This window comes from Streptomyces sp. MUM 203J (genome assembly GCF_022414595.1).
Taxonomy (GTDB): Bacteria; Actinomycetota; Actinomycetes; order Streptomycetales; family Streptomycetaceae; genus Streptomyces.
The window spans coordinates 122,981-144,727 of the sequence record NZ_JADWYO010000004.1 but is presented as its reverse complement, the minus strand read 5'-3'; the positions used below and the strand labels follow the sequence as shown (position 1 = coordinate 144,727).

The following is a 21,747-nucleotide window of genomic DNA, read 5'->3' as shown; positions in this document are numbered from 1 at the left end:
ACATGAAGAGTGCTCCGCACCTGTTGCCGGAGGACCGCGCCGACTATGAGCGGCTGCTGGACGAGGTGCTGCGCACCGCGCAGGACCGCCCGGAACTGGCCGCGGTCGGACAGCGGCTGAACAACGAACAGCTGCGCACCATGGCCATGGACGCCTCGGCCGTCATCAGCACGGCGGCGGCCGCCGAGTACGACCACTTCGTACGGGTCCGTGCAGAGCACCGCAGACCGTCGGGCGTGGCCGTCATGGCGTCCGTGCTCGGCGGCTCGGGCGACGAGACGGCCCGGGGCGCGGGCATCGGTGTCGTCATCACCGTCCTGGCTCCGGTCCTCGCCGGCGTGGCAGCGCTCGTCCTGCTTCTGGTGGGATACGTCCTCAAGCTGCTGGACCCGCCGCCGCAGGTCGCGGATCCGCTGGTCACAGCCGGCTGGTTCTTCGCCGCCGTCACGGCCGCCGGCCTGCTGACAGCCGCGATCGGACTGCTGGTCACGGCCCTGCGGAACCGCTCCACCGAGGTGCACGCCACTCAGGAGCCCGGCGGCGACCTGCCCGACGAGATCTCCCGGGCCCGGGAGGCCTGGCGGCACGCCCTGGTGGAGCGGGGCATCCTCCCGTTCCTCCGCACCGTCCTGGCAGAGCCCGGCACGACGCCTGTGGCCCCGGCGCCACCGTCGGCCCTCGGCCGCTCCCCCGGCACGGGCTTCACCAGCCCGGACCTCACGGCCCCGGATCCGCGGCCGGAGTGACGGCGTGACGAAGGCCGGAGCAGCGCTTTCGTGGCGCGTCCGGCCTTCGTTCCGTGTGGGCTTAGACCCGGTCGGAGCGGTGTCTCACGCCGCGGGCGCGAGCTTCGGGTTGGCACCGTACTTGTTCGGAGCGGTCTCGCCTTCGCCGGCGAAGAAGACGATCAGGATGATCGCGCCGACGAGCGGGACGAAGGCGAGGAGCAGCCACCATCCCGAGCGGCCGGTGTCGTGCAGCCGGCGGACACCGACGGCCAGGCTCGGGATCAGCACGGCGAGCCAGTAGACGGCGGAGAGGATCGTCGTCTCGATCGCCATGCCGATGCCCGCGAGGACGACCGCGACGAGGAAGTTGAAGAGAACGAACATCCAGTATTCCTTGCGGCGGGCACGACCGCTGAATCCGGCGTAGTTCTTGAGTACGGCCAGGTACCAGTTCACTGAGGTTCCCTCCCCTTGGCCCCTTGTCAGGGACGCAACTTTTCGGTCAAGCGGCCGAAAGCGTGCGCTTCGCGAGAGGTAAGGTCAAGGCATCGGCAGCCGCTGCCGCACAAGGACACCGACCCGCCGTCCAACCGTGTCCCGTTCGATGCCGACGCAACGTCATGTATGCCTTGCGTTCTCCGTAACGTGACAGCGCCGCCCCAGGAGGAAATCCCCCTCAGGACGGCGCTGATGACTGCACCGACCGGCCTCCCGGCCGACCGGTCCGCATTCGGCTCAGTCGGCGAGCGGCAGGTAGACGCGGTTGCCCTGGGCGGCGAACTCCTTGGATTTCTCCGCCATGCCCGCTTCGATCTCCTCCGGCTTCAGGTTGCCCTCAGCCTCACCGCCGAGGTCACCGCCGTGTTCGCGGCGGATGTCCTGGGAGATCTTCATCGAGCAGAACTTCGGTCCGCACATCGAGCAGAAGTGGGCCGTCTTGGCGGGCTCCGCCGGCAGGGTCTCGTCGTGGAACTCCCGTGCCGTGTCCGGGTCGAGCGCCAGGTTGAACTGGTCCTCCCAGCGGAACTCGAACCGCGCGTCCGACAGGGCGTCATCCCATTCCTGAGCGCCCGGGTGGCCCTTGGCCAGGTCTGCGGCATGAGCCGCGATCTTGTACGTGATGACTCCGGTCTTCACGTCGTCACGGTTCGGCAGGCCCAGGTGCTCCTTCGGGGTCACGTAGCAGAGCATGGCCGTGCCCCACCAGGCGATCATCGCCGCACCGATACCCGACGTGATGTGGTCGTACGCCGGGGCGACGTCCGTGGTCAGCGGGCCGAGCGTGTAGAACGGCGCCTCCTCGCAGATCTCCTGCTGAAGGTCGATGTTCTCCTTGATCTTGTGCATCGGGACATGCCCCGGGCCCTCGATCATGGTCTGGACGTTGTGGCGCTTGGCGATCGTGTTCAGCTCACCCAGTGTCCGCAGCTCAGCGAACTGCGCCTCGTCATTGGCGTCCGCGATCGAGCCGGGCCGCAGACCGTCACCCAGCGAGTAGGTGACGTCGTACCGGGCGAGGATCTCGCAGAGTTCCTCGAAGTTGGTGTAGAGGAAGTTCTCCTTGTGGTGCGCCAGGCACCAGGCGGCCATGATCGAGCCACCGCGCGACACGATGCCGGTCTTGCGCCGGGCTGTCAGCGGCACATACGGCAGCAGCACCCCGGCATGGACGGTCATGTAGTCGACGCCCTGCTCGGCCTGCTCGATGACCGTGTCCTTGTAGATCTCCCAGGTCAGATCCTCGGCCCGGCCATCCACCTTCTCCAGGGCCTGGTAGAGCGGCACGGTTCCGATCGGGACCGGGGAGTTGCGCAGCACCCACTCACGGGTGGTGTGGATGTTGCGGCCGGTGGAGAGGTCCATGACCGTGTCGGCACCCCAGCGGGTCGCCCAGGTCATCTTCTCGACCTCCTCCTCGATGGAGGACGTCACCGCCGAGTTGCCGATGTTGGCGTTGACCTTCACCAGGAACCGCTTACCGATGATCATCGGCTCGATCTCCGGGTGGTTGACGTTGGCCGGAAGCACCGCGCGGCCCGCCGCGATCTCCTCCCGTACGACCTCCGGAGAGACGTTCTCGCGGACCGCGACGTACTCCATCTCCGGGGTGATCTCGCCCCGGCGTGCGTACGCGAGCTGGGTCACCGCCTGGCCCTCGCGACCCCGTCGGGGCTGGCGTGGCCGGCCTGGGAAGACGGCGTCGAGGTTGCGCAGCCCGCCGCGGGGCGACGTGTGCTTGATGCCGTCGTCCTCGGGGCGGACCGGGCGGCCCGCGTACTCCTCGGTATCGCCGCGCGCGATGATCCAGTTCTCTCGCAGGGGTGACAGTCCGCGACGTACGTCGGTCTCGACATTCGGATCGGTGTACGGCCCGGACGTGTCGTAAAGGGTGACGTCCTTGCCGTTGGTGAGGTGCACCTTGCGGACCGGCACCCGGACGTCAGGGCGCGAACCCTCGACGTACCCCTTGTGCCAGCCGATGGACTTCCCGCTCTCCTCGGCGGCAGAGCCGCTGGTGCTGCTGGAGGCAGGCGTGCGTGCGTCCTGAACGGTCATCTTGACCTACTCCCTACGCCGGCATTACCCGGTAACAGGTTCGGCGGTCGGCGCAGCGGCTCTCGTCGGCGGTGTTTCACGTGAAACGCCACGTTTCACGTGAAACACCGCGGGACGAAGGTCAGCGCCCTCTCAGCCCGGTGCTCCGAGCTCCCGCGTGTGCAAAGGTGCCACCACGCTAGCGCCCTTCCGGCCACGCTGAACAGGGGGCCCCTGGCGTTCTTGCGATGATCGGTCGGTGACTTCCTCACAGCAGCCCCCGGCGCACGACCCGCATCACGGCCCGGACCATGGCTCGAGCCACGGCTCCGAGCAGGGTTCCGGCCACGGCCCGCACCAGGGCGATGCGTTGGCGCACGTCCATACGCACGCGCACGGTCCGGCCGCCCCTGTCTCCACCCATCTGCGCAGAGTCATCGCCGCGGTGCTGATTCCCTTCGCCACCGCCGTCCTGGTGGGCTTGGCCGTGCTGTGGCCGGGCGGAGCCCCTGCGCACGAGCCCAGCGGCGTCGGCTTCGACCGGCAGACGGAGCAGGGCAAGGTCGTCCAGGTCGAGCAGGTGAACTGCAAGGACGTCAACGTCGCCCAGGTGCCGCCGACGGGGGACACCAGTACCCCGGAAGGCCGAGAGGCAGTCAACGCCCAGCAGGGAGACTGCAAGCGGGTCACCATCGAGGTGACCACAGGTCCGCACGAAGGGCGGACGTTCACGGAGATCGTGCAGCCGGACGCGCCCCGTCAGCTGGAGCAGGGCCAAGGCGTGATCGTGGCGTACGCGCCGGACGCGCCGGAGGAGCTCCAGTACTCGGTGACGGACGTCAACCGGAAGTTCCCCTTGGTCCTGCTGGCCGCCTTGTTCGCCCTGGCGGTGGTCGCGGTGGGTCGGCTCAGGGGCGTGATGGCGCTGGTCGCGCTGGGGACGAGCTTCGCGTTCCTGACCTTCTTCATCCTGCCGGCGATCCTGCAGGGCTCGAACCCGCTGGTGGTGGCCGTCGTCGGGGCGAGCGCCATCATGCTGGTGGCGCTTTATCTGAGCCATGGGTTCAGTGCCCGTACCTCGGTCGCGGTGCTCGGCACGCTGCTCTCCCTGCTGCTGATCGGTCTGCTCGGCTCGCTGTTCATCGGCTGGGCGCGGCTGAGCGGCAACACGGACGACTACACGGGGCTGATCCACGGGCTGTACCCCGATATCGACATGTCTGGTCTGCTGCTGGCCGGGGTCATCATCGGTTCGCTGGGGGTGCTCGACGATGTGACGGTGACACAGACCTCCGCCGTGTGGGAGCTGCATCAGGCCGACCCGAGGATGGGGCCACGGGCGCTGTACCGGGCGGGCATCAGGATCGGGCGGGACCACATCGCGTCGGTGGTGAACACACTGGTCCTGGCCTACGCGGGCGCGGCGCTGCCGCTGTTGCTGCTGTTCTCGATCGCGCAGAGCAGTGTGGGGACGGTCGCCAACAGCGAGCTGGTCGCGGAGGAAATCGTCCGGACGCTGGTCGGTTCGATCGGTCTGGTGGCCTCGGTGCCGGTCACCACCGGGCTGGCCGCGCTGGTCGTGTCGGCGGACCGGCCGTCGGCAGGCGAGCCGGGCGCCCCGGCTGCCCGCACCGGGCGCGGACGGCGCCGCAAGCGCTAGGCAGCCGTTCTGTCCGGCGCGCCGGGGGTCCTGCCACGACCCGTCGAGACGCCCGCCCGGCCGCCTGCCGACCCCGCCGAGTGCCGGCCTGAGGCGGGCCGGCACATCGTCTCAGCCCGCGTTCTCCGCGAGGATACGGCCGAGTGCCTTTTCCAGGTCATCTCCGAAGTCGCCCAAGGTGCTTTCCTGCCCCAGCGGCACCAGCCGGTCGGTGCGGTCGAGGAACGCGATCAGAGGCGGGGCGCTGGCCCGGAAGACCGCCTGGTCGGGTCCGACACACAGCCGGATACTCACGTCCGACAGCTCCTCGCCGTCGGCCGGCTCGATGCGGACATCCCCCTCACCGCTGGGGGCGTTGATGCCGTCCAGGAGCAGCTCTCTGCCGAAAGCCCAGGTCACCGGGGCGTCCCCCGGCAGGTGGAACGTCATCCGGACCGCGAACGGATCCCGCCCCTCGTAACCGAGTTCGACCGGGATCCTGAAGGAGAGCTCTTCCGAGACGACGAAGCTCATCAGGACTTCGGCCTGAACCGACTCGCGCATCGTGTACCCCGCTGGTGCCGTGTGAGCAATGATGTGAAAACGGCCAGGATTGATCGCTCCTGGCCCTCTTGACGCAATAGTCCTGGAACCGCCAACAGATCACAAGGAGTGATTTTTCAGATACTGATAGAGAGGGCGAGCGCAGTGAGGAGCTTTCCGATCTCGTGGCGAAGCTGTTCGATCGCGGGCAGCAGCCGGTCTGCTTGATGGAGCGGCAGAGAGATGGCCATCGCGGCCGTAGCACCGGCCGACGTGACCGGAATCGCGGCGCAGACGGTCCCCAGCGCGTACTCCTGGCGTTCGATAAACGGGAGCGTCGACTGCCGCTGACCAAGCCGCTCCAGGAGCGTCCGCCGGTCACGCACCGTGTACGGCGTGATCGCGTTCACGGGATGGCGGTCCAGGTGGTCCTCACGTGACTCCTCGTCGAGTTGGCCGAGAAGGCACTGGCCGATCGCGTGGGCGTGTCCCGTCTCGCGGAAGTCGGCCCACGCTTCGACAGCAGGAGCGGCCGGGGTGTCCGAGACGGCGACGAGCTCGATCTCACCGTCCCGGTAGACAGCGAAATAGACGGGTACGCCGATGGCGTCCCGCCACTCCGCGAGCGAATCCTCGATCTTGGTGCGACGATTCTGCAGGGCTTCGGCGTCCGCCAGCCGCCTGGCCGCGTCCCCGAGTACGAAGAGCCCCTTGTCGCGCAGCAGATAACCCTCGTGCGCCAGCGTGCGCAGCAGGTGGTACGCAGTGGGCAGGGCCAGCCCGGTCTCGCGCGCGAGCTGTTTGGCCGGGGCACCGCCGGGGTGCGAACCAGCGGCCTCCAGCAGTCTGAGCGCCCGCTGCACCGAGCCGATCAGGGTTGGGGCAGCGGAAGTCGAAGCCATGACCAAAGGTCACCCCCAGGCATTCGCCCCCAGCGGTCGCAGGTCGTCGCCGGTCTCCGGTCGGCGCCGTCGACAAGTCGTACAAACCGCTGGCAGGGCGTTCACTCGGCCCCTGAATCCAAGGGCGGCGGAAGCGCTGCCACTCTAATGGCAGCCCCCGTTCGGGGGTGCGTTCCGCCGGGGCCGTTCCCCCGAGCGGACTAACGGCAGCCGGTCGCCTGACACCGGCGGCCGATTGTCACCGGCCGACCGGCGTCACCAGCCGGAAGAAGAGGAGGACGAGGACTTTCCGGTGACCTTGCGGACGACGTACACAAGTCCGCCGACGAGTGCCACGAACAGCAGCACCTTGAACAGCACGTTCACCAGGAAGAAGACCGCCGACGCGATCATCCCGCCGAAGACGGCCACCGCGATGACCGGGATGGCCACCCACTTCACCCACCAGGGCAGCCCCGCGAGCATGTCCTTTATCGCCGTCATGTTCCCCGCCTCACTCCTCTGTCGTGTGCGCCGCGGTCGAGCGTCGCTGCTTCGATGCTAGGGCGGAGCACCGGGCTCCCGGGGACCCCGCATCCCTTGAAGTCCCCTGAGGCACCCCCTAGGGAACCAGGCTCCGGCCGCACCGGTCCGGGCCGTCAGCTCTCGGGCGGGGAGAACACCACCATGACCCGGAGGTCCTCGGTGATGTGGTGGAACTTGTGCGGGACCCCGGCCGGTACATAGACCACGCTGCCCCGCCCGACCGCCTGGGTCTCGGAGCCGACCGTGATCGCCGCACGGCCGCTGACCACGAAGTAGACCTCGTCCTCCTTGTGCGGCTGCTGGGGGTCCAGCTCGCCCGCGTTGAGGGCGTACAGCCCCACCGACATGTTCCGCTCGCGCAGGAACTGCAGATACGCACCGTCGTTCGCGGCGCGCTCCGCCTCCAGCTCGTCCAGTCGGAATGCCTTCATGAGGTTCGTCCTCGCCCCTGCCTTGTTCCGATCGTGTCTGCCACGATCAGACACATGATGAATTTCCTCGTCAAGACGCTCGCGAACGCGGGTGCCCTGGCCGTCGCTATCTGGCTGGTCGACAACATCACACTGACCGGTGACAGCACCGGCAAGCAGGCGTGGACCCTGCTGCTGGTCGCCCTGCTGTTCGGTGTCGTGAACGTCTTCGTCAAGCCGCTCGTGAAGCTGCTGACGCTGCCGCTGTTCATTCTGACGCTCGGCCTGTTCACCCTGGTCGTGAACGCCCTGATGCTGCTGCTCACTTCGTGGCTCGCGGACAAGCTGGACCTCAGCTTCCATGTGGAGGGCTTCTGGACGGCGGTACTCGGCGGCCTGATCATCTCGGTCGTGTCCTGGGCGCTGAACGTCGTGCTCCCCGACGGCCGGGACTGAAACGCCATGACCGACCAGCGGGGCTGGGGCGACGGCACCAGAGCCGTACGGGCCGGGCTGCCCGAGCCGGAGAAGCACGAGCCGACCCTCCCCGGGCCGGTCTTCGCGGCGCACTACCACCTGCCCGGCGAGCCGACCGGCCCGTACCGGTACGGGCGGGACGAGAACCCGACCTGGACGCACCTGGAACGGGCCATCGGAGAGCTGGAGGCCCCTGGCAGCCCTGATGTGGAGACGGCCGTCTTCGCCTCGGGCATGGCCGCGATCTCCGCCGTGCTCTTCTCGCTGCTCAAGACCGGGGACGTGGCCGTCCTGCCGAGCGACGGCTACCAGTCGCTTGCGCTGCTACGGGAGCAGCTGGAGGCGTACGGGATCGAGGTACGCACCGCCCCGACCGGTGGGGACGCCCAGCTGGACGTGTTGGCGGGGGCGCGCCTGCTGTGGATCGAGACGCCCTCGAACCCGGGCCTCGACGTATGCGACGTACGACGGCTGGTGAAGGCCGCGCACGGCCAGGGCGCACTTGTCGCCGTCGACAACACGCTCGCCACTCCGCTCGGGCAGCGCCCGCTGGAGCTGGGTGCCGACTTCTCGGTTGCCAGCGGCACCAAGGGGCTGACCGGGCACGGCGACATCCTGCTCGGACATGTGGCCTGCCTGGACGCGGATCTCACCGCGGCCGTCCGGCGCTGGCGCAAGCTGGCCGGCGCGATCCCCGGGCCCATGGAGGCGTGGCTGGCGCACCGGTCGCTGGCCACCCTGCAGCTCCGGGTCGACCGGCAGTGCGAGAACGCCCTGCTGCTGGCGCGGGCGCTGGCCGATCGGGACGAAGTCTCGGGGCTGCGTCATCCGGGTCTGCCGGGTGACCCGTCACACGAGGTGGCCGCCGGGCAGATGAGGCGCTTCGGCTCGGTCGTGTCGTTCGCCCTGGCCGACCGGGAGCGGGCGGAACGGTTCCTGGACGCGCTGCGCCTGGTGGACGACGCCACCAGCTTCGGCGGCGTGCGCTCCACTGCGGAGCGGCGCGCCCGGTGGGGCGGGGACGACGTCCCGGAGGGCTTCATCCGCTTCTCCGTGGGCGCCGAAGACCCGGACGACCTGGTGGCGGACGTCCTGCGTGCTCTGGACGCGGCGGCGGGGTAGGGAGCGCTCGACGGATCACGCCGGACTCGGGGCCGGGCGCGCCCCCACGGTTGGCGACCGCGGACTGGTGCGTGCAGATACACGGCGGCGGAGGGCATCGGTGCGGTGCGCCTGCAGCCGCGACGACGCCCCCGGGGGGATACCTCCTGCCCCGCCGCAGCCGGGAGCGTGGGGGCGGCGTGCCGCACGCACCCCGGTCCAGGCGTCTCCCGCCTACACCGCCCAACTAGGCGCCCTACGCAGGAAGGACGGTCCGAGCCTCCCCCCTCGTGGCTCGGACCGTCCTGGTCTGTGTGCCTGTATCAGGCCTGAACCAGGCTAGTTGACCCTACGTCAGTGTCCAATCACACCAGCGACAGCGACCTATCGACATATTTATAGTTGTACGCCTCCGGGAGAGCCGACACGGGGGGAAGCAGGGGGTGGGACTGACATGGACCTGAGCCTGCTGCGGACCTTCGTCACCGTGCACCGCGCGGGCTCCTTCACCCGAGCCGCCGCCCTGCTGGGACTCTCGCAGCCCGCGGTCACCAGCCAGATCCGCTCACTGGAGCGCCAGCTGGGGCGCCCGTTGTTCCTGCGTCAGGCACGGGGCGTCACGCCCACGACCATCGGTGACGAACTCGCCCACCGCGCAGCGCCGCATCTGGACGCCCTCGTCGAGATCACTGAGACAGGGCCGCACGGACGGGCCGGAGCTCGGACGCTGCATCTGGCCGGACCTCCGGAGTTCGTCTCGCTGCGGGTGTTACCCGCGCTGACGCCGCTCGTGTCCGAGGGGCTGACCTTGCGGTCCTCGTTGTTCGGCGCAGCCGAGGAGAGCCTGGACGGACTGGCCGCCGGGCGACATGACCTGGCGGTGGCCACGGCACGGCCACGGGGCGGACTGCTCACAGCGACACCGCTGTGCGACGAGGAGCACGTGCTGGTGGCGGCACCGCGGTGGGCGGCTCGGCTGGGGCCGGACGCCCTGCCAGGTAAGGGGGCTGTGGCACTGGACCGACTGCCGGTGATCGAGGTCCACGAGTCGCTGCCGTTCGTGAGCCGCTACTGGGCGGCGGTCTTCGAGTCCAAACCGGCCGCATCCGGCACGGTCGTGGTGCCGGATCTGCGAGCGGTACTGGCATCCGCTGTCTCGGGTGCCGGTCTGGCCGTTCTGCCCCGCTATCTGTGTGAGAGCGCACTGGCCGACGGCCGTCTGGTGGCGCTGCTCGATCCGCCCGTGCCGCCGCTGCGGACATACTTCCTGGTCGTCCGCACGGGCACGCTCACTCTGGCGCACATCGCACGGGCCCATGAGGTGCTGCTGCGGGCCGCTGCCGACTGGTGACACGGAGTGGCGGGCTCCACCGGGGAGTTTCAGAGCGGGCGGCACGGGCCATTTTCATGCCATGACCGAACGTCCAGTGGTCAAACGCACCGCACGCGCCATCCTCCTCGACGAAAACGACCTGATCCTGATCAAGCGGACCAAACCCGGGATGGATCCGTACTGGCTCACTCCGGGCGGCGGCGTCGAGCCCGGGGACGCTACCGTCGTCGATGCCCTTCACCGCGAGGTCCACGAGGAGCTGGGCGCCAAGATCACCGACGTGGTGCCCTGTTTCGTCGACACCGTCGAGCACATCGAGAACGGCGGCGTCGCCGGGGTGAAGGTCCAGCACTTCTTCGTGTGCCGTCTGGAGTCCATGGACCCGGCGCAGCGACACGGCCCCGAGGTCGACGAGCCTCTCGGTGAGTACGAGATCGTACGGGTGCCGTTCACCCGGCTCGGAATCGCCGGCGTGCATCTGGTGCCCCTGTCACTGCGGCACTACCTCGACGGCAACATCGAGGGAGTACGGGCCATGCACGCACCCGACCTGGGGTGACCGGACCCAGGGGGCGCAGGTACCGGGTAGCGTTCCTTTCGTGAGCGATCTTGAGATCCGACGAGCGACTTCCGACGACATACCGGTGATCGTGGCGATGCTGGCCGACGATCCCCTGGGCTCCCGGCGCGAGTCGCCCGATGACCTCTCCCCGTATCTGCCCGCGTTCGAGCGCGTGGCTGCTGACCCGAACCAGCATCTGGTCGTCGCCGTCCGCGGCGGCCGGGTGATTGGCACACTTCATCTGACGATCATCCCCGGGCTGTCGCGGCGCGGAGCCTCCCGCTCCCTCATCGAGGCGGTCCGCATCCGTGCCGACGCACGCGGCAACGGCCTCGGCACCGACCTCATCCAGTGGGCCATCGATGAATCACGCCGTCAGGGAGCGCAGTTGGTGCAGCTCACATCTGACACCTCCCGCGGAGAAGCGCACCGCTTCTACGAGCGCCTCGGCTTCGTCGCCTCCCACGTCGGTTTCAAAATGACACTGTGAGTACACCGGCGTGCTGTTTCACGTGAAACAGCACGGTCGCAGGTGCGTACGCACTCGCTGACGAACCGCTCACCGTTCACCGGCCGTGAGAAGGAGGTGGACGGCCAGCACCACGATCAGTGTGCTGGACGACAGTGCGGTCACCAGTCGCCCGCGTCTCCCGGTCAGCGCCTTCCCCAGCAGAGCGCCGCCGCCGGCCAGCAGGAGCTGCCAGCTGGCAGACGCCACGAAGGCACCTCCGACGAAGAGGAGCTGCTCCAGGCGTGTGGGATCGGAGGCTGTCCTGGTGGCCAGCACCAGCGCGGTGAAGTAGACCACGGTCACGGGGTTCATCAGCGTGATGCCCAGGAACCCCAGGAAGGCCCGGCCGCCTGTCAGAGCCTGCTGGACCCGCCCGGGATCGCTCCGGTCCCGGCGGTACCGCGTGATCGCCCCGGCCCCGCTCCAGACCGCCAGGCCGACGAGCACGAAGGCGGCAGCCCACCGCAGTGGAACCGTCACAGGCTGAAGGAACGGCACCAGGGCTGCTCCGCCCAAGGCCGCGCCCAGGGCGTACGCGCCATCAGCCGCAGCGACCCCCAGCGCCGCGCAGGCTCCCACCTTCAGACCCGTTCGCGCGGTGACCGCGACCAGATACGCCCCGACGGCCCCGACCGGTACCGCGATGCCGTACCCGGCCACCAGCCCGGAGACCAGCGCCCCCGTCACGGGCGCACAGGCGTCGTACCCCGTTCCCGGGCCGTCGGCTGCTGCTGCTCGCCACGCGAGGAGGCGCGGGAGAGAAGCAGGAGCGGGAGGGCGGAGTTCTTCGTCATGCGCGGCATCCTCGCGACGCCCGGCCGGTGGGGCAAGCCATTTCCGGCCGCCGGGCAGCAGCCTTCGCGACCGGGCACCTCGTTCCTGGATCCGTCAGGTCTGGGCCATGTCGACGAAACGGGAGTAGTGGCCCTGGAAGGCGACCGTGATCGTGGCGGTGGGGCCGTTACGGTGCTTGGCGACGATCAGGTCGGCCTCGCCGGCGCGGGGGGACTCCTTCTCGTAAGCGTCCTCACGGTGGAGCAGGATGACCATGTCCGCGTCCTGCTCGATCGAGCCGGACTCACGGAGGTCCGACACCATCGGTTTCTTGTCGGTGCGCTGCTCGGGGCCACGGTTCAGCTGCGACAGCGCGATCACCGGGACCTCCAGCTCCTTCGCCAGCAGCTTCAGGTTCCGCGACATGTCGGAGACCTCCTGCTGGCGGCTCTCGGCCCGCTTGGAACCGCCGGACTGCATGAGCTGGAGGTAGTCGATGACGACCAGCTTCAGGTTGTTGCGCTGCTTCAGGCGGCGGCACTTTGCACGGATCTCCATCATCGACAGGTTCGGCGAGTCGTCGATGTAGAGCGGCGCCTGCGACACGTCCGGCATCCGACGGGCCAGCCGCGTCCAGTCCTCGTCGGTCATCGTCCCGGACCGCATGTGGTGCAGCGCGACCCGGGCCTCGGCCGACAGCAGACGCATCGCGATCTCGTTGCGCCCCATCTCCAGGGAGAAGATCACGCTGGGCAGGTTGTGCTTGATGGAACAGGCCCGGGCGAAGTCCAGCGCAAGCGTGGACTTACCCATGGCGGGACGGGCAGCGATGACGATCATCTGGCCCGGATGGAGCCCATTGGTGAGAGAGTCGAAGTCCGAGAAGCCGGTGGGGACACCGGTCATCTCACCGCTGCGAGAGCCGATCGCCTCGATCTCGTCGAGCGCGCCCTCCATGATGTCCCCGAGCGGCAGGTAGTCCTCGCTGGTGCGCTGCTCCGTGACCGCGTAGATCTCGGCCTGGGCCGAGTTGACGATCTCGTCGACGTCGCCGTCGGCGGCGTATCCCATCTGCGTGATCTTGGTGCCCGCTTCGACGAGTCTGCGCAGCACGGCCCGCTCGTGGACGATCTCCGCGTAGTACGCGGCGTTCGCCGCGGTCGGCACGGACTGCACGAGGGTGTGGAGGTAGGGAGTACCCCCGACGCGGGTGATCTCCCCGCGCTTGGTGAGTTCGGCGCCCACGGTGATGGGGTCCGCGGGCTCGCCCTTGGCATAGAGATCGAGGATCGCCTGGTAGATCGTCTCGTGGGCAGGCCGGTAGAAGTCGTGGCTCTTGATGACCTCCACGACTTCCGCGATGGCGTCCTTCGACAGCAGCATGCCGCCCAGCACCGACTGCTCGGCGTCCAGGTCCTGCGGTGGGACCCGCTCGAAACCGGCCGCGCCGCCGTCCCAGGGAGCGGCGTCGTCGCCGCCCCGCTCGTGCTGCTCGTCCCGCCCTCGGCCACGACCGCCGCGTGGACCTCCGCGGCCCTCCGGACCGGGGCCCTCACCACGCCGGCGGGAGACGGGCAGACGGTCGCTCGGGCCGCTCTCGGTCCAGGGGTCGTCCAAGGGCTCGGGGATGCTCACCGGCCCACCTCCTCCCGTCCGCACCGGGGCGGACCTTGCCATGCGCCCACTCGGGCGCCGCACAACGGTAGGCCCACCGGGGGCGTCAGCCAATCTGGTTATCCACAGGCCCTGTGAATGAACACTCTGATGCTGTGGACAACTCTCCGGATCCTGTGCACGGAGCGGGGGAAAGCCATGTGGACAAACTCATAAGCTCTTCAGCGCACCCTCTTTGAGCTGCGAGTTTTCCATCCACTGCCTGTGGGGGAGAAAAACTTCCCCAGGCGGCTCAAGATCAGCGCAGGCCTCCCGGGCCCACTCCGGCAGCACGTTCCCATGTAATGACCACAAACACATTGTGTCTATTACCTGTGGACGACTACATTAGCCCTCATGTCCCAGGCTCCCCCGGCCCCGAAGAGTACCCGGCGCCGCCACGACCGAGAGATCCTCGCCCTCGCCCTGCCCGCTTTCGGCGCCCTCGTCGCGGAACCTCTCTTCGTGCTCGCCGACAGTGCCATCATCGGCCATCTCGGCACTCCCCAGCTCGCCGGCCTGGGCGTGGCAGCCACCCTGCTCTCCACCGCCGTGAGCGTCTTCGTGTTCCTCGCTTACGCCACCACCGCCGCGGTCGCCCGGCGGATCGGCGCGGGCGATCTTCCTGCCGCGATTCGTCAGGGCATGGACGGTATCTGGCTCGCCCTGCTCCTGGGACTGGCCGTCGTCGCCGTCACTCTCCCCACCGCCCCCTGGGTCGTCGACATCTTCGGAGCCTCCCCCACGGCCGCCCCGCATGCCATCACCTACCTGCGGATCTCCAGCCTGGGTATCCCCGCCATGCTTGTCGTGCTCGCCGCCACAGGCGTCCTGCGCGGTCTCCAGAACACCCGCACCCCGCTGTATGTCGCCATCGGCGGCTTCAGCGCCAACGTCGCCCTCAACCTCGCCCTGGTCTACGGCATGGGGTTGGGCATCGCCGGGTCGGCCTGGGGCACCGTGATCGCCCAGTGCGGCATGGCGGCGGCGTACCTCGTGGTGGTCGTCCAGGGAGCGCGGCGTCACGGGGCCTCCCTCCGGCCCGATACCGCAGGCATCAGGGCGAGCGCCCAGGCCGGGGTGCCACTGCTGATCCGTACCCTCTCCCTGCGCGCGGTACTGGTGATCGCTACGGCCATCGCGGCCCGCCTGGGCGACACCGAGGTGGCCGCTCACCAGATCATCCTGTCGCTCTGGAGCCTGTCGGCCTTCGCGCTCGACGCCATCGCCATCGCCGGGCAGGCCATCATCGGTCGGTATCTCGGCGCCGGGGACACCGGGGGCGCCCGGGCGGCCTGCCGTCGCATGATGCAGTGGGGTGTGGTCTCGGGGCTGGCCCTGGGCATCCTCCTCGTGGCCGCCCGGCCCGCGCTGATCCCGCTCTTCACCGGCGACGGAGCCGTGCAGGACACGTTGCTGCCCGCGCTCGTGGTCGTCGCTCTCTCACAGCCCGTCGCCGGGGTCGTCTTCGTCCTGGACGGTGTACTGATGGGCGCAGGCGACGGGCCGTACCTGGCCGGGGCGATGGTGGTGACCCTGGTGGCGTTCACTCCGGTCGCCCTGCTGGTGCTGGCCCTGGGCGGCGGGCTGACCGCGCTCTGGTGGGCGATGACCCTGATGATGGCGGTCCGGCTGCTGACACTCTGGCTGCGGACTCGCTCGGGCCACTGGCTCGTCACGGGAGCCACCCGCTGAGTACGCCGTGTTTCACGTGAAACACGGCGCAGTGTCCCTGTCATCCCGACATCATGTTTCACGTGAAACGCAAGAGGGCCGCATCCTCAGGGGATGCGGCCCTCCACGTGCTCAGCTTCGCTGAAGCGTCACTCAGGCGGCGACGACCTCAACGCCGAGGTTCACGGCGACCTCGGGGTGCAGACGCACGGACACCTGGTGCGAGCCCAGGCTCTTGATCGGCGCGCCGAGCTCGACACGACGCTTGTCGACGTCCGGACCGCCCGCGGCCTTGATCGCCGAGGCGACGTCGGCCGGGGTGACGGAGCCGAAGAGGCGGCCGGTGTCGCCGGAGCGAACAGCCAGACGCACCTTCACACCCTCGAGCTGGGCCTTGATCTGGTTGGCCTGCTCGATCGTCGCAATCTCGCGGATCTTGCGGGCGCGGCGGATCTGCGCCACGTCCTTCTCGCCGCCCTTGGTCCAGCGGATCGCGAAACCGCGCGGGACCAGGTAGTTGCGAGCGTAGCCGTCACGGACGTCGACGACGTCGCCGGCGGCACCGAGGCCGGAGACCTCGTGGGTGAGGATGATCTTCATCAGTCGGTCACCCTTCCCTTAGCGCGCGGTGGACGTGTAGGGCAGCAGCGCCATCTCACGGCTGTTCTTGACGGCCGTGGCGACGTCACGCTGGTGCTGCGTGCAGTTGCCGGTCACGCGACGGGCACGGATCTTGCCGCGGTCGGAAATGAACTTCCGCAGCATGTTCGTGTCCTTGTAGTCGACGTACGCGACCTTGTCCTTGCAGAAAGCGCAAACCTTCTTCTTGGGCTTGCGCACAGGCGGCTTCGCCATGTGTATCTCCTGTGTGATCAAGAAGTGGGGTTACGAACCGTCCCCAGAGCCGTGGCTCCTTAGAAGGGGGGCTCGTCCGAGTAGCCGCCGCCGCTGCCGCTGCCGCTGTTGCCGCCCCAGCCGGTGTTGCCACCCTGCTGCGGGCTCGACGGAGCGCTGGAGCCCCAGGGGTCGGCGGGAGCACCGCCGCCGCCCTGCGGACCACCGGCACCCGGGGCGCCGCCCCAGGGGCCGCTGTCCTGCGGACCACCGCTGCCGCCGCCGTAGCCGCCCTGGCCGCGGCCGGTGGTCTTGGTGACCTTGGCCGTGGCGTTGCGGAGGCTCGGGCCGACTTCGTCGACGTCCAGCTCGAAGACCGTGCGCTTGACGCCCTCGCGGTCCTCGTACGACCGCTGCTTCAGGCGGCCCTGCACGACGACGCGCATGCCTCGCTGAAGCGACTCGGCGACGTTCTCGGCCGCCTGGCGCCAGACCGAGCAGGTCAGGAAGAGGCTCTCGCCGTCCTTCCACTCGTTGGTCTGGCGGTCGAAGGTACGGGGAGTGGACGCGACGCGGAACTTCGCGACCGCCGCACCGGACGCCGTGAAGCGCAGCTCGGGGTCGTCGACAAGGTTGCCGACGACCGTGATAACGGTCTCGCCTGCCATGGGTGAACCTCTCGGCGGGATTGCTGCTGGCTGCTTGCTGCTACTCGGACCCGAAGACCTGTGAGCCCGAGGCTCAGTGGGTCTCGGGGCGGAGGACCTTGGTCCGGAGGACCGACTCGTTCAGGTTCATCTGGCGGTCGAGCTCCTTGACGACCGCAGGCTCGGCCTGCAGGTCGATGACCGAGTAGATGCCCTCGGGCTTCTTCTTGATCTCGTAAGCGAGACGACGACGGCCCCAGGTGTCGACCTTCTCGACCTTGCCGTCGGCCTCGCGGACGACGGAGAGGAAGCTCTCGATCAGCGGGGAGACAGCACGCTCTTCGAGATCGGGGTCGAGGATGACCATCACCTCGTAGTGACGCATGTGGAACCCACCTCCTTTGGACTCAGCGGCCACGGTCGTTCCGTGGCAGGAGGGTCGTGATGCGTTCCGCACGGCGTCCGGTCCCGAACATGGGCAGACACCTGTGCAGACGGTACAGAGTACCCGCACACCGGCTTCCGGTTGAAATCCGGTGGCGAGGGGACGCAACCTGTACACAACGGGTACGGGCGGTGCTACATTGCGCCGCCTTCCGGCACAGCCAGGAGGTCTCCCAATGGCTCAGGCATTCCAGCGTCATCCCTCCTCGTCCCTGTTCGCCACCGACGGCAAGCCCCATCCCCTCCAGGACACGCTCATGGTCGTGACCCTGGTCCTGGGAGCGCTGGCCGTCGTCACCGCCCAGTTCCACAACCTCCACCTGCTCGCCTCCTGGTCCGGGCTCATCGGCATCCTCACCGGCGCCTACGGCCAGTTCATCTCCGTGACGACCCGCGAGCGCACCTTCCTGATCGTGGGCCTGGGCGCCTCGGCGGTCGGGTTCTTCCTCGGTATGGCCCGCGGCGGACTCTTCGGCGGAGTCATCGGCTGAACGATCCTGGCGTACGCCCACTCCAGGGCGCTCCTCGCTGCAAGTAGGCTTCGGCGCGAGAGCCGGAACCCCTGACCGATGGGGGACTTACCAGCCGAGGAGCGCCCCGACATGAGCCTGACCCTGAGGACCATCAGCCGAGAGCAGCATCTGGCGTATCTCCAGACCCTGCCCGCGGCGAGTCACTGCCAGGTTCCGGCATGGGCCGATGTGAAGACCGAATGGCGCTCGGAGAGCCTCGGCTGGTTCGACAAGAACAACGAACTGGTCGGCGCCGGACTGGTGTTGTACCGCCAGCTCCCGAAGATCAAGCGTTACCTCGCGTACCTGCCCGAGGGACCGGTCATCAACTGGTACGCGCCGAACCTGGAGGAGTGGCTGCAGCCCATGCTCCAGCACCTCAAGAACCAGGGTGCGTTCTCGGTCAAGATGGGCCCGCCGGTGGTCATCCGCCGGTGGAACGCGCCCGCGATCAAGGCCGGCATCCAGGACCCCGACGTCAAGCGGCTGCGGGACGTCGAGGCCTCGTTCATCGAGCCCCGTGCCTTCGAAGTGGCGGACCGGCTGCGCAAGATGGGCTGGCAGCAGGGCGAGGACGGCGGCGCGGGCTTCGGAGACGTGCAGCCTCGCTACGTCTACCAGGTGCCGCTGGCCAACCGCTCTCTGGACGATGTCTTCAAGGGCTTCAACCAGCTGTGGCGGCGCAACATCAAGAAGGCCGAGAAGGCCGGTGTCGAGGTCGTCCAGGGCGGCTACGAGGATCTGGCCGAGTGGCAGCGGCTGTACGAGATCACGGCCGTGCGCGACAAGTTCCGGCCGCGCCCCATGTCGTACTTCCAGCGCATGTGGACCGTCCTCAACAACGAGGACCCCAACCGGATGCGGCTGTACTTCGCGCGCCACAACGGCGTGAACCTGGCGGCGGCGACGATGCTGGTCGTGGGCGGGCACGTCTGGTACTCGTACGGTGCCTCCGACAACATCGGCCGCGAGGTCCGGCCCTCGAACGCCATGCAGTGGCGGATGCTGCGCGACGCGTACGCCATGGGCGCGACGGTGTACGACCTGCGGGGCATCTCGGACTCGCTGGACGAGACGGACCACCTGTTCGGCCTGATCCAGTTCAAGGTCGGCACCGGCGGCGAGGCGGCCGAGTACGTGGGCGAGTGGGACTTCCCGCTGAACAAGCTGCTGCACAAGGCTCTCGACATCTACATGTCGCGCCGCTGACGCCTCCGTAGGCTCGTACGCGTCTCGCACACCTCAGTCAGTCACCGCCGAAGAAAGGCTCCGGACCGGTCATGGCGCTCTCCCTCTACATCGACACCGCTCGCTGGCGGGCGCACCAGAAGTCCGTGATCGACCAGTTCCCCGGGCTCGTCCCGGTCTGCAAGGGCAACGGGTACGGCTTCGGGCACGAGCGCCTGGCGGAAGAGGTGAACCGCTTCGGCTCCGACATGCTGGCCGTCGGCACCACTTACGAGGCGGCCCGGATGAAGGACTGGTTCGGGGGTGACCTGCTCGTTCTGACCCCGTTCCGGCGGGGCGAGGAGCCGGTGCCGCTGCCGGACCGCGTCATTCGCTCCGTGTCGTCCGTGGACGGCGTGCACGCCCTGGTCGGCGCGCGGGTCGTCATCGAGGTCATGAGCTCCATGAAGCGGCACGGCATCGCGGAGGAGGATCTGGGGCGGCTGCACGCGGCGATCGAGGACGTCCGCCTGGAGGGCTTCGCGATCCATCTGCCCTTGGACCGCACGGACGGCTCTGACGCCATCGAGGAGGTCATGGGCTGGATGGAGCGGCTGCGGGCCGCCCGGTTGCCGCTGCACACCATGTTCGTCAGCCATATGGGCGCCGACGAGCTGGCTCGGCTCCAGCAGCAGTTCCCGCAGACCCGGTTCCGGGCCAGGATCGGCACCCGGCTGTGGCTGGGCGACCACGAGGCGACGGAGTACCGGGGCGCGGTCCTGGACGTCACGCGGGTCTCGAAGGGTGACCGTTTCGGCTACCGGCAGCAGCGCGCCGCGTCCGACGGCTGGCTGGTCGTGGTGGCCGGCGGCACCTCGCACGGGGTCGGTCTGGAGGCGCCGAAGGCCATGCACGGGGTGATGCCGCGTGCCAAGGGCGTGGCCCGGGCCGGTCTGGCGACCGTCAACCGGAACCTTTCACCGTTCGTGTGGGCGGGCAAGCAGCGCTGGTTCGCGGAGCCGCCGCACATGCAGGTGTCCATCCTGTTCGTTCCTTCGGACGCGCAGGAACCGAAGGTCGGTGACGAGCTGGTCGCCCACCTGCGCCACACGACGACGCAGTACGACCGGCTCGTCGACCGCTAGGCGGGTTGCCGGTCCTCCCGCCGGTCGGCCGACGCGTACGCCTCCTGGGCGGGCGTCGGCCCAGCCGCCGCCCGCCCCACCGTGAAGACGTCCTCCGCGCCGTCGAGCACGCCTCCGGACGGGTCGTCGGAGCCGTCCTGCCGCACGGGGTCGTGGCCGGGCCGCAGGATGTCGCGGACGACCATCGCGCACAGGAAGAGCGTGCCGGCCAGGTGCAGGACGATCGCGATGTGGTAGCCCTCCTGCGGCAGGCCCTGCTTGTTGTCGGTCGTGACGTACACCAGGTACATCCAGATACCCAGGAAGTACGCGACCTCGCAGGCCTGCCAGATCAGGAAATCCCGCCAGCGCGGCCGCGCCAGCGCGGCCAGCGGGATCAGCCACAGTACGTACTGCGGTGAGTAGACCTTGTTGGTCAGGATGAACGCGGCCACCACGAGGAAGGCCAGCTGGGCGAAGCGGGGGCGGCGGGGCGCGGCCAGGGCCAGCGCGGCGATGCCCGCACAGGCCAGCAGCATCAGCAGCGTCGCGTACCGGTTGACCGCCTCGACGTCGATGCCCACCCCGAAGCGCTGGGTGATGACCAGCCACACGGAGCCGAAGTCGATGGTGCGCTCCTGGCTGAAGACGTAGAACCGCTTCCAGCCGTCGGGGGCCAGCAGCATCACGGGCAGGTTCACCGCGAGCCACGCCCCGGCCGCACCCAGCAGGGCCAGCGTGAACTCGCGCCACTTCCAGGCCCGCCAGCACAGCACCAGGACCGGCCCCAGCAGCAGGACCGGGTAGAGCTTGGCGGCTGTGGCGAGCCCGAGGAGCACGCCGAAGGCCAGCGCCCGGCCCCGGCTCCACATCAGCATCGCGGCGGCGGTCAGGGCCAGCGCCAGCAGGTCCCAGTTGATCGTCGCGGTGAGCGCGAACGCCGGGGCGAGGGCCATCAGCAGCGCGTCCCACGGGCGGCGGCGATGCGTGCGGGCCACGCACACCGCGATGACCGCGGTGCAGACCAGCAGCATGCCCGCGTTGGCCATCCAGTACATCTGCTCGCGGAACTGCAGGTCACTGCCGCCGGGCGTGAGCCAGGCCGCGACCTGCATGAAGAGCCCCGTCAGCACCGGGTACTCCAGGTACTGCATGTCGCCGGGGAACCGGTCGAAGTACGGGATCAGCCCGTCGGCGAAGCCGCGCCCCACGAACAGGTGCGGGATGTCGGAGTAGCAGGCGTGGGTGTACTGGGACGCGGCGCCCCGGAACCAGGCCCACTCGTAGCAGGGCAGCTTCTGCACCATGCCCAGGGCGAACATGCCGATGGCCACCAGGGCCACCACCCGCACCGGGGTGAGCCGGCTGCCGCCGAGCCGTGCCCAGCGGCCGAGGGGCCCGCCGATCACCTCACTGCCGGTGGCCGCGACCTTGTCGCGGCGGGTGGGGGCCACGACGGGCTCGTCCTGGGCCGCAGTCGTCTGCTGGGGCGTCTGCTGTGGGCTCGGCATGGGGGCTATCCTGCCGCACCGCGCCGGGAGCGCGGCGAGGGCCGCCGCACCGGGGAGCGCGATGCTGTACATCCCCGGTGCGGCGGCCCTCGTCTGGTGCGGGACCGCCCGGACGCCCCTCAGGGGCTGCGGGTGGCGGCG

24 protein-coding genes and 1 riboswitch are annotated in these 21,747 nt (G+C 69.0%); of the genes, 11 read left to right on the top strand and 13 right to left on the bottom strand.

Annotated elements, in window-relative coordinates; translation table 11 throughout:
* Window positions 1–2: 2 nt before the first annotated feature.
* Window positions 3–746, top strand: coding sequence for a hypothetical protein (locus I3F58_RS04440; protein WP_240106845.1), 744 nt, complete (start codon window positions 3–5; stop codon window positions 744–746).
* Window positions 747–830: 84 nt separating this feature from the next.
* On the opposite strand, the gene I3F58_RS04435 is transcribed toward I3F58_RS04440, so the two are convergent.
* Together I3F58_RS04435 and thiC are read right to left on the bottom strand one after the other, a co-directional pair.
* Window positions 831–1,184, bottom strand: a complete 354-nt coding sequence (locus I3F58_RS04435; RefSeq protein WP_240106844.1) for a DUF805 domain-containing protein — start codon at window positions 1,182–1,184, stop codon at window positions 831–833.
* Window positions 1,185–1,463: 279 nt separating this feature from the next.
* Window positions 1,464–3,284 carry a phosphomethylpyrimidine synthase ThiC gene (gene thiC / locus I3F58_RS04430; protein ID WP_240106843.1) on the bottom strand — a complete coding sequence of 607 codons (1,821 nt, stop codon included), beginning with the start codon at window positions 3,282–3,284 and terminating at the stop codon, window positions 1,464–1,466.
* Window positions 3,278–3,451, bottom strand: a riboswitch (TPP riboswitch). It overlaps the preceding gene by 7 nt.
* A 182-nt stretch (window positions 3,452–3,633) precedes the next feature.
* On the opposite strand from thiC, the gene I3F58_RS04425 reads away from it, so the two are divergent.
* The gene (locus tag I3F58_RS04425; protein WP_240106842.1) at window positions 3,634–4,923 is read left to right on the top strand and encodes a YibE/F family protein; all 1,290 of its coding nucleotides are present in this window, start codon (window positions 3,634–3,636) and stop codon (window positions 4,921–4,923) included.
* Between the two features lie 111 nt (window positions 4,924–5,034).
* Here I3F58_RS04425 and I3F58_RS04420 read toward each other — a convergent pair whose 3' ends face one another.
* The 4 genes from I3F58_RS04420 to I3F58_RS04405 all read right to left on the bottom strand — a co-directional run bounded on the left by I3F58_RS04420 (window position 5,035) and on the right by I3F58_RS04405 (window position 7,303).
* Window positions 5,035–5,466, bottom strand: coding sequence for an SsgA family sporulation/cell division regulator (locus I3F58_RS04420; protein WP_240106841.1), 432 nt, complete (start codon window positions 5,464–5,466; stop codon window positions 5,035–5,037).
* A gap of 116 nt (window positions 5,467–5,582) precedes the next feature.
* A complete protein-coding gene (locus I3F58_RS04415) occupies window positions 5,583–6,347 on the bottom strand; it encodes an IclR family transcriptional regulator (RefSeq protein ID WP_240106840.1) in 765 nt (254 codons plus the stop codon).
* A gap of 255 nt (window positions 6,348–6,602) precedes the next feature.
* Window positions 6,603–6,830 (bottom strand): DUF5326 family protein, encoded by a 228-nt coding sequence (locus tag I3F58_RS04410; RefSeq protein ID WP_275678103.1) that lies wholly within the window; start codon window positions 6,828–6,830, stop codon window positions 6,603–6,605.
* Between the two features lie 155 nt (window positions 6,831–6,985).
* The gene (locus tag I3F58_RS04405; protein ID WP_240106839.1) at window positions 6,986–7,303 is read right to left on the bottom strand and encodes a cupin domain-containing protein; all 318 of its coding nucleotides are present in this window, start codon (window positions 7,301–7,303) and stop codon (window positions 6,986–6,988) included.
* A gap of 54 nt (window positions 7,304–7,357) precedes the next feature.
* On the opposite strand from I3F58_RS04405, the gene I3F58_RS04400 reads away from it, so the two are divergent.
* The 5 genes from I3F58_RS04400 to I3F58_RS04380 all read left to right on the top strand — a co-directional run bounded on the left by I3F58_RS04400 (window position 7,358) and on the right by I3F58_RS04380 (window position 11,245).
* A complete protein-coding gene (locus I3F58_RS04400) occupies window positions 7,358–7,738 on the top strand; it encodes a phage holin family protein (RefSeq protein ID WP_240106838.1) in 381 nt (126 codons plus the stop codon).
* 6 nt (window positions 7,739–7,744) lie between these two features.
* Complete coding sequence (locus I3F58_RS04395) at window positions 7,745–8,881, top strand: cystathionine gamma-lyase (protein ID WP_240106837.1); 1,137 nt, start codon at window positions 7,745–7,747, stop codon at window positions 8,879–8,881.
* Between the two features lie 433 nt (window positions 8,882–9,314).
* A complete protein-coding gene (locus tag I3F58_RS04390; RefSeq protein WP_240106836.1) occupies window positions 9,315–10,211 on the top strand; it encodes a LysR family transcriptional regulator in 897 nt (298 codons plus the stop codon).
* A 61-nt stretch (window positions 10,212–10,272) separates the two neighbouring features.
* Window positions 10,273–10,752: an NUDIX domain-containing protein gene (locus I3F58_RS04385; RefSeq protein ID WP_240106835.1), complete on the top strand. Its 480-nt coding sequence runs from the start codon at window positions 10,273–10,275 to the stop codon at window positions 10,750–10,752.
* 40 nt (window positions 10,753–10,792) lie between these two features.
* Window positions 10,793–11,245, top strand: a complete 453-nt coding sequence (locus tag I3F58_RS04380) for a GNAT family N-acetyltransferase (RefSeq protein ID WP_240106834.1) — start codon at window positions 10,793–10,795, stop codon at window positions 11,243–11,245.
* Between the two features lie 69 nt (window positions 11,246–11,314).
* Here the strand turns inward: I3F58_RS04380 and I3F58_RS04375 are convergent, their stop codons facing one another.
* Entirely contained in the window at window positions 11,315–11,953 is a 639-nt protein-coding gene (locus tag I3F58_RS04375) for a LysE family transporter (protein WP_240106833.1), read from the bottom strand.
* Window positions 11,954–12,154: 201 nt separating this feature from the next.
* Window positions 12,155–13,675 (bottom strand): replicative DNA helicase, encoded by a 1,521-nt coding sequence (dnaB, locus tag I3F58_RS04370; RefSeq protein ID WP_240106832.1) that lies wholly within the window; start codon window positions 13,673–13,675, stop codon window positions 12,155–12,157.
* Window positions 13,676–14,050: 375 nt separating this feature from the next.
* Between dnaB and I3F58_RS04365 the strand changes: the two genes are divergently transcribed.
* Window positions 14,051–15,388, top strand: a complete 1,338-nt coding sequence (locus I3F58_RS04365) for an MATE family efflux transporter (RefSeq protein WP_240106831.1) — start codon at window positions 14,051–14,053, stop codon at window positions 15,386–15,388.
* A 132-nt stretch (window positions 15,389–15,520) separates the two neighbouring features.
* Here the strand turns inward: I3F58_RS04365 and rplI are convergent, their stop codons facing one another.
* The 4 genes from rplI to rpsF form a co-directional block, all read right to left on the bottom strand.
* Window positions 15,521–15,967: a 50S ribosomal protein L9 gene (rplI, locus tag I3F58_RS04360; protein ID WP_240106830.1), complete on the bottom strand. Its 447-nt coding sequence runs from the start codon at window positions 15,965–15,967 to the stop codon at window positions 15,521–15,523.
* 18 nt (window positions 15,968–15,985) lie between these two features.
* Window positions 15,986–16,222 carry a 30S ribosomal protein S18 gene (rpsR, locus tag I3F58_RS04355; protein WP_128983236.1) on the bottom strand — a complete coding sequence of 79 codons (237 nt, stop codon included), beginning with the start codon at window positions 16,220–16,222 and terminating at the stop codon, window positions 15,986–15,988.
* Between the two features lie 59 nt (window positions 16,223–16,281).
* A complete protein-coding gene (locus I3F58_RS04350) occupies window positions 16,282–16,869 on the bottom strand; it encodes a single-stranded DNA-binding protein (protein ID WP_240106829.1) in 588 nt (195 codons plus the stop codon).
* A 73-nt stretch (window positions 16,870–16,942) separates the two neighbouring features.
* Window positions 16,943–17,233, bottom strand: a complete 291-nt coding sequence (gene rpsF, locus I3F58_RS04345; protein ID WP_240106828.1) for a 30S ribosomal protein S6 — start codon at window positions 17,231–17,233, stop codon at window positions 16,943–16,945.
* A gap of 235 nt (window positions 17,234–17,468) precedes the next feature.
* On the opposite strand from rpsF, the gene I3F58_RS04340 reads away from it, so the two are divergent.
* The 3 genes from I3F58_RS04340 to I3F58_RS04330 all read left to right on the top strand — a co-directional run bounded on the left by I3F58_RS04340 (window position 17,469) and on the right by I3F58_RS04330 (window position 20,116).
* The gene (locus I3F58_RS04340; protein WP_240106827.1) at window positions 17,469–17,783 is read left to right on the top strand and encodes a hypothetical protein; all 315 of its coding nucleotides are present in this window, start codon (window positions 17,469–17,471) and stop codon (window positions 17,781–17,783) included.
* A gap of 111 nt (window positions 17,784–17,894) precedes the next feature.
* On the top strand, window positions 17,895–19,013 hold the full coding sequence (locus tag I3F58_RS04335; protein WP_240106826.1) for a peptidoglycan bridge formation glycyltransferase FemA/FemB family protein: 1,119 nt from the start codon (window positions 17,895–17,897) through the stop codon (window positions 19,011–19,013).
* Window positions 19,014–19,084: 71 nt separating this feature from the next.
* Window positions 19,085–20,116, top strand: a complete 1,032-nt coding sequence (locus I3F58_RS04330) for an alanine racemase (RefSeq protein ID WP_240106825.1) — start codon at window positions 19,085–19,087, stop codon at window positions 20,114–20,116.
* Here I3F58_RS04330 and I3F58_RS04325 read toward each other — a convergent pair.
* Window positions 20,113–21,606, bottom strand: coding sequence for a glycosyltransferase family 87 protein (locus I3F58_RS04325; protein ID WP_240106824.1), 1,494 nt, complete (start codon window positions 21,604–21,606; stop codon window positions 20,113–20,115). The two genes, I3F58_RS04330 and I3F58_RS04325, sit on opposite strands and share 4 nt — an antisense overlap.
* Window positions 21,607–21,747: the final 141 nt, after the last annotated feature.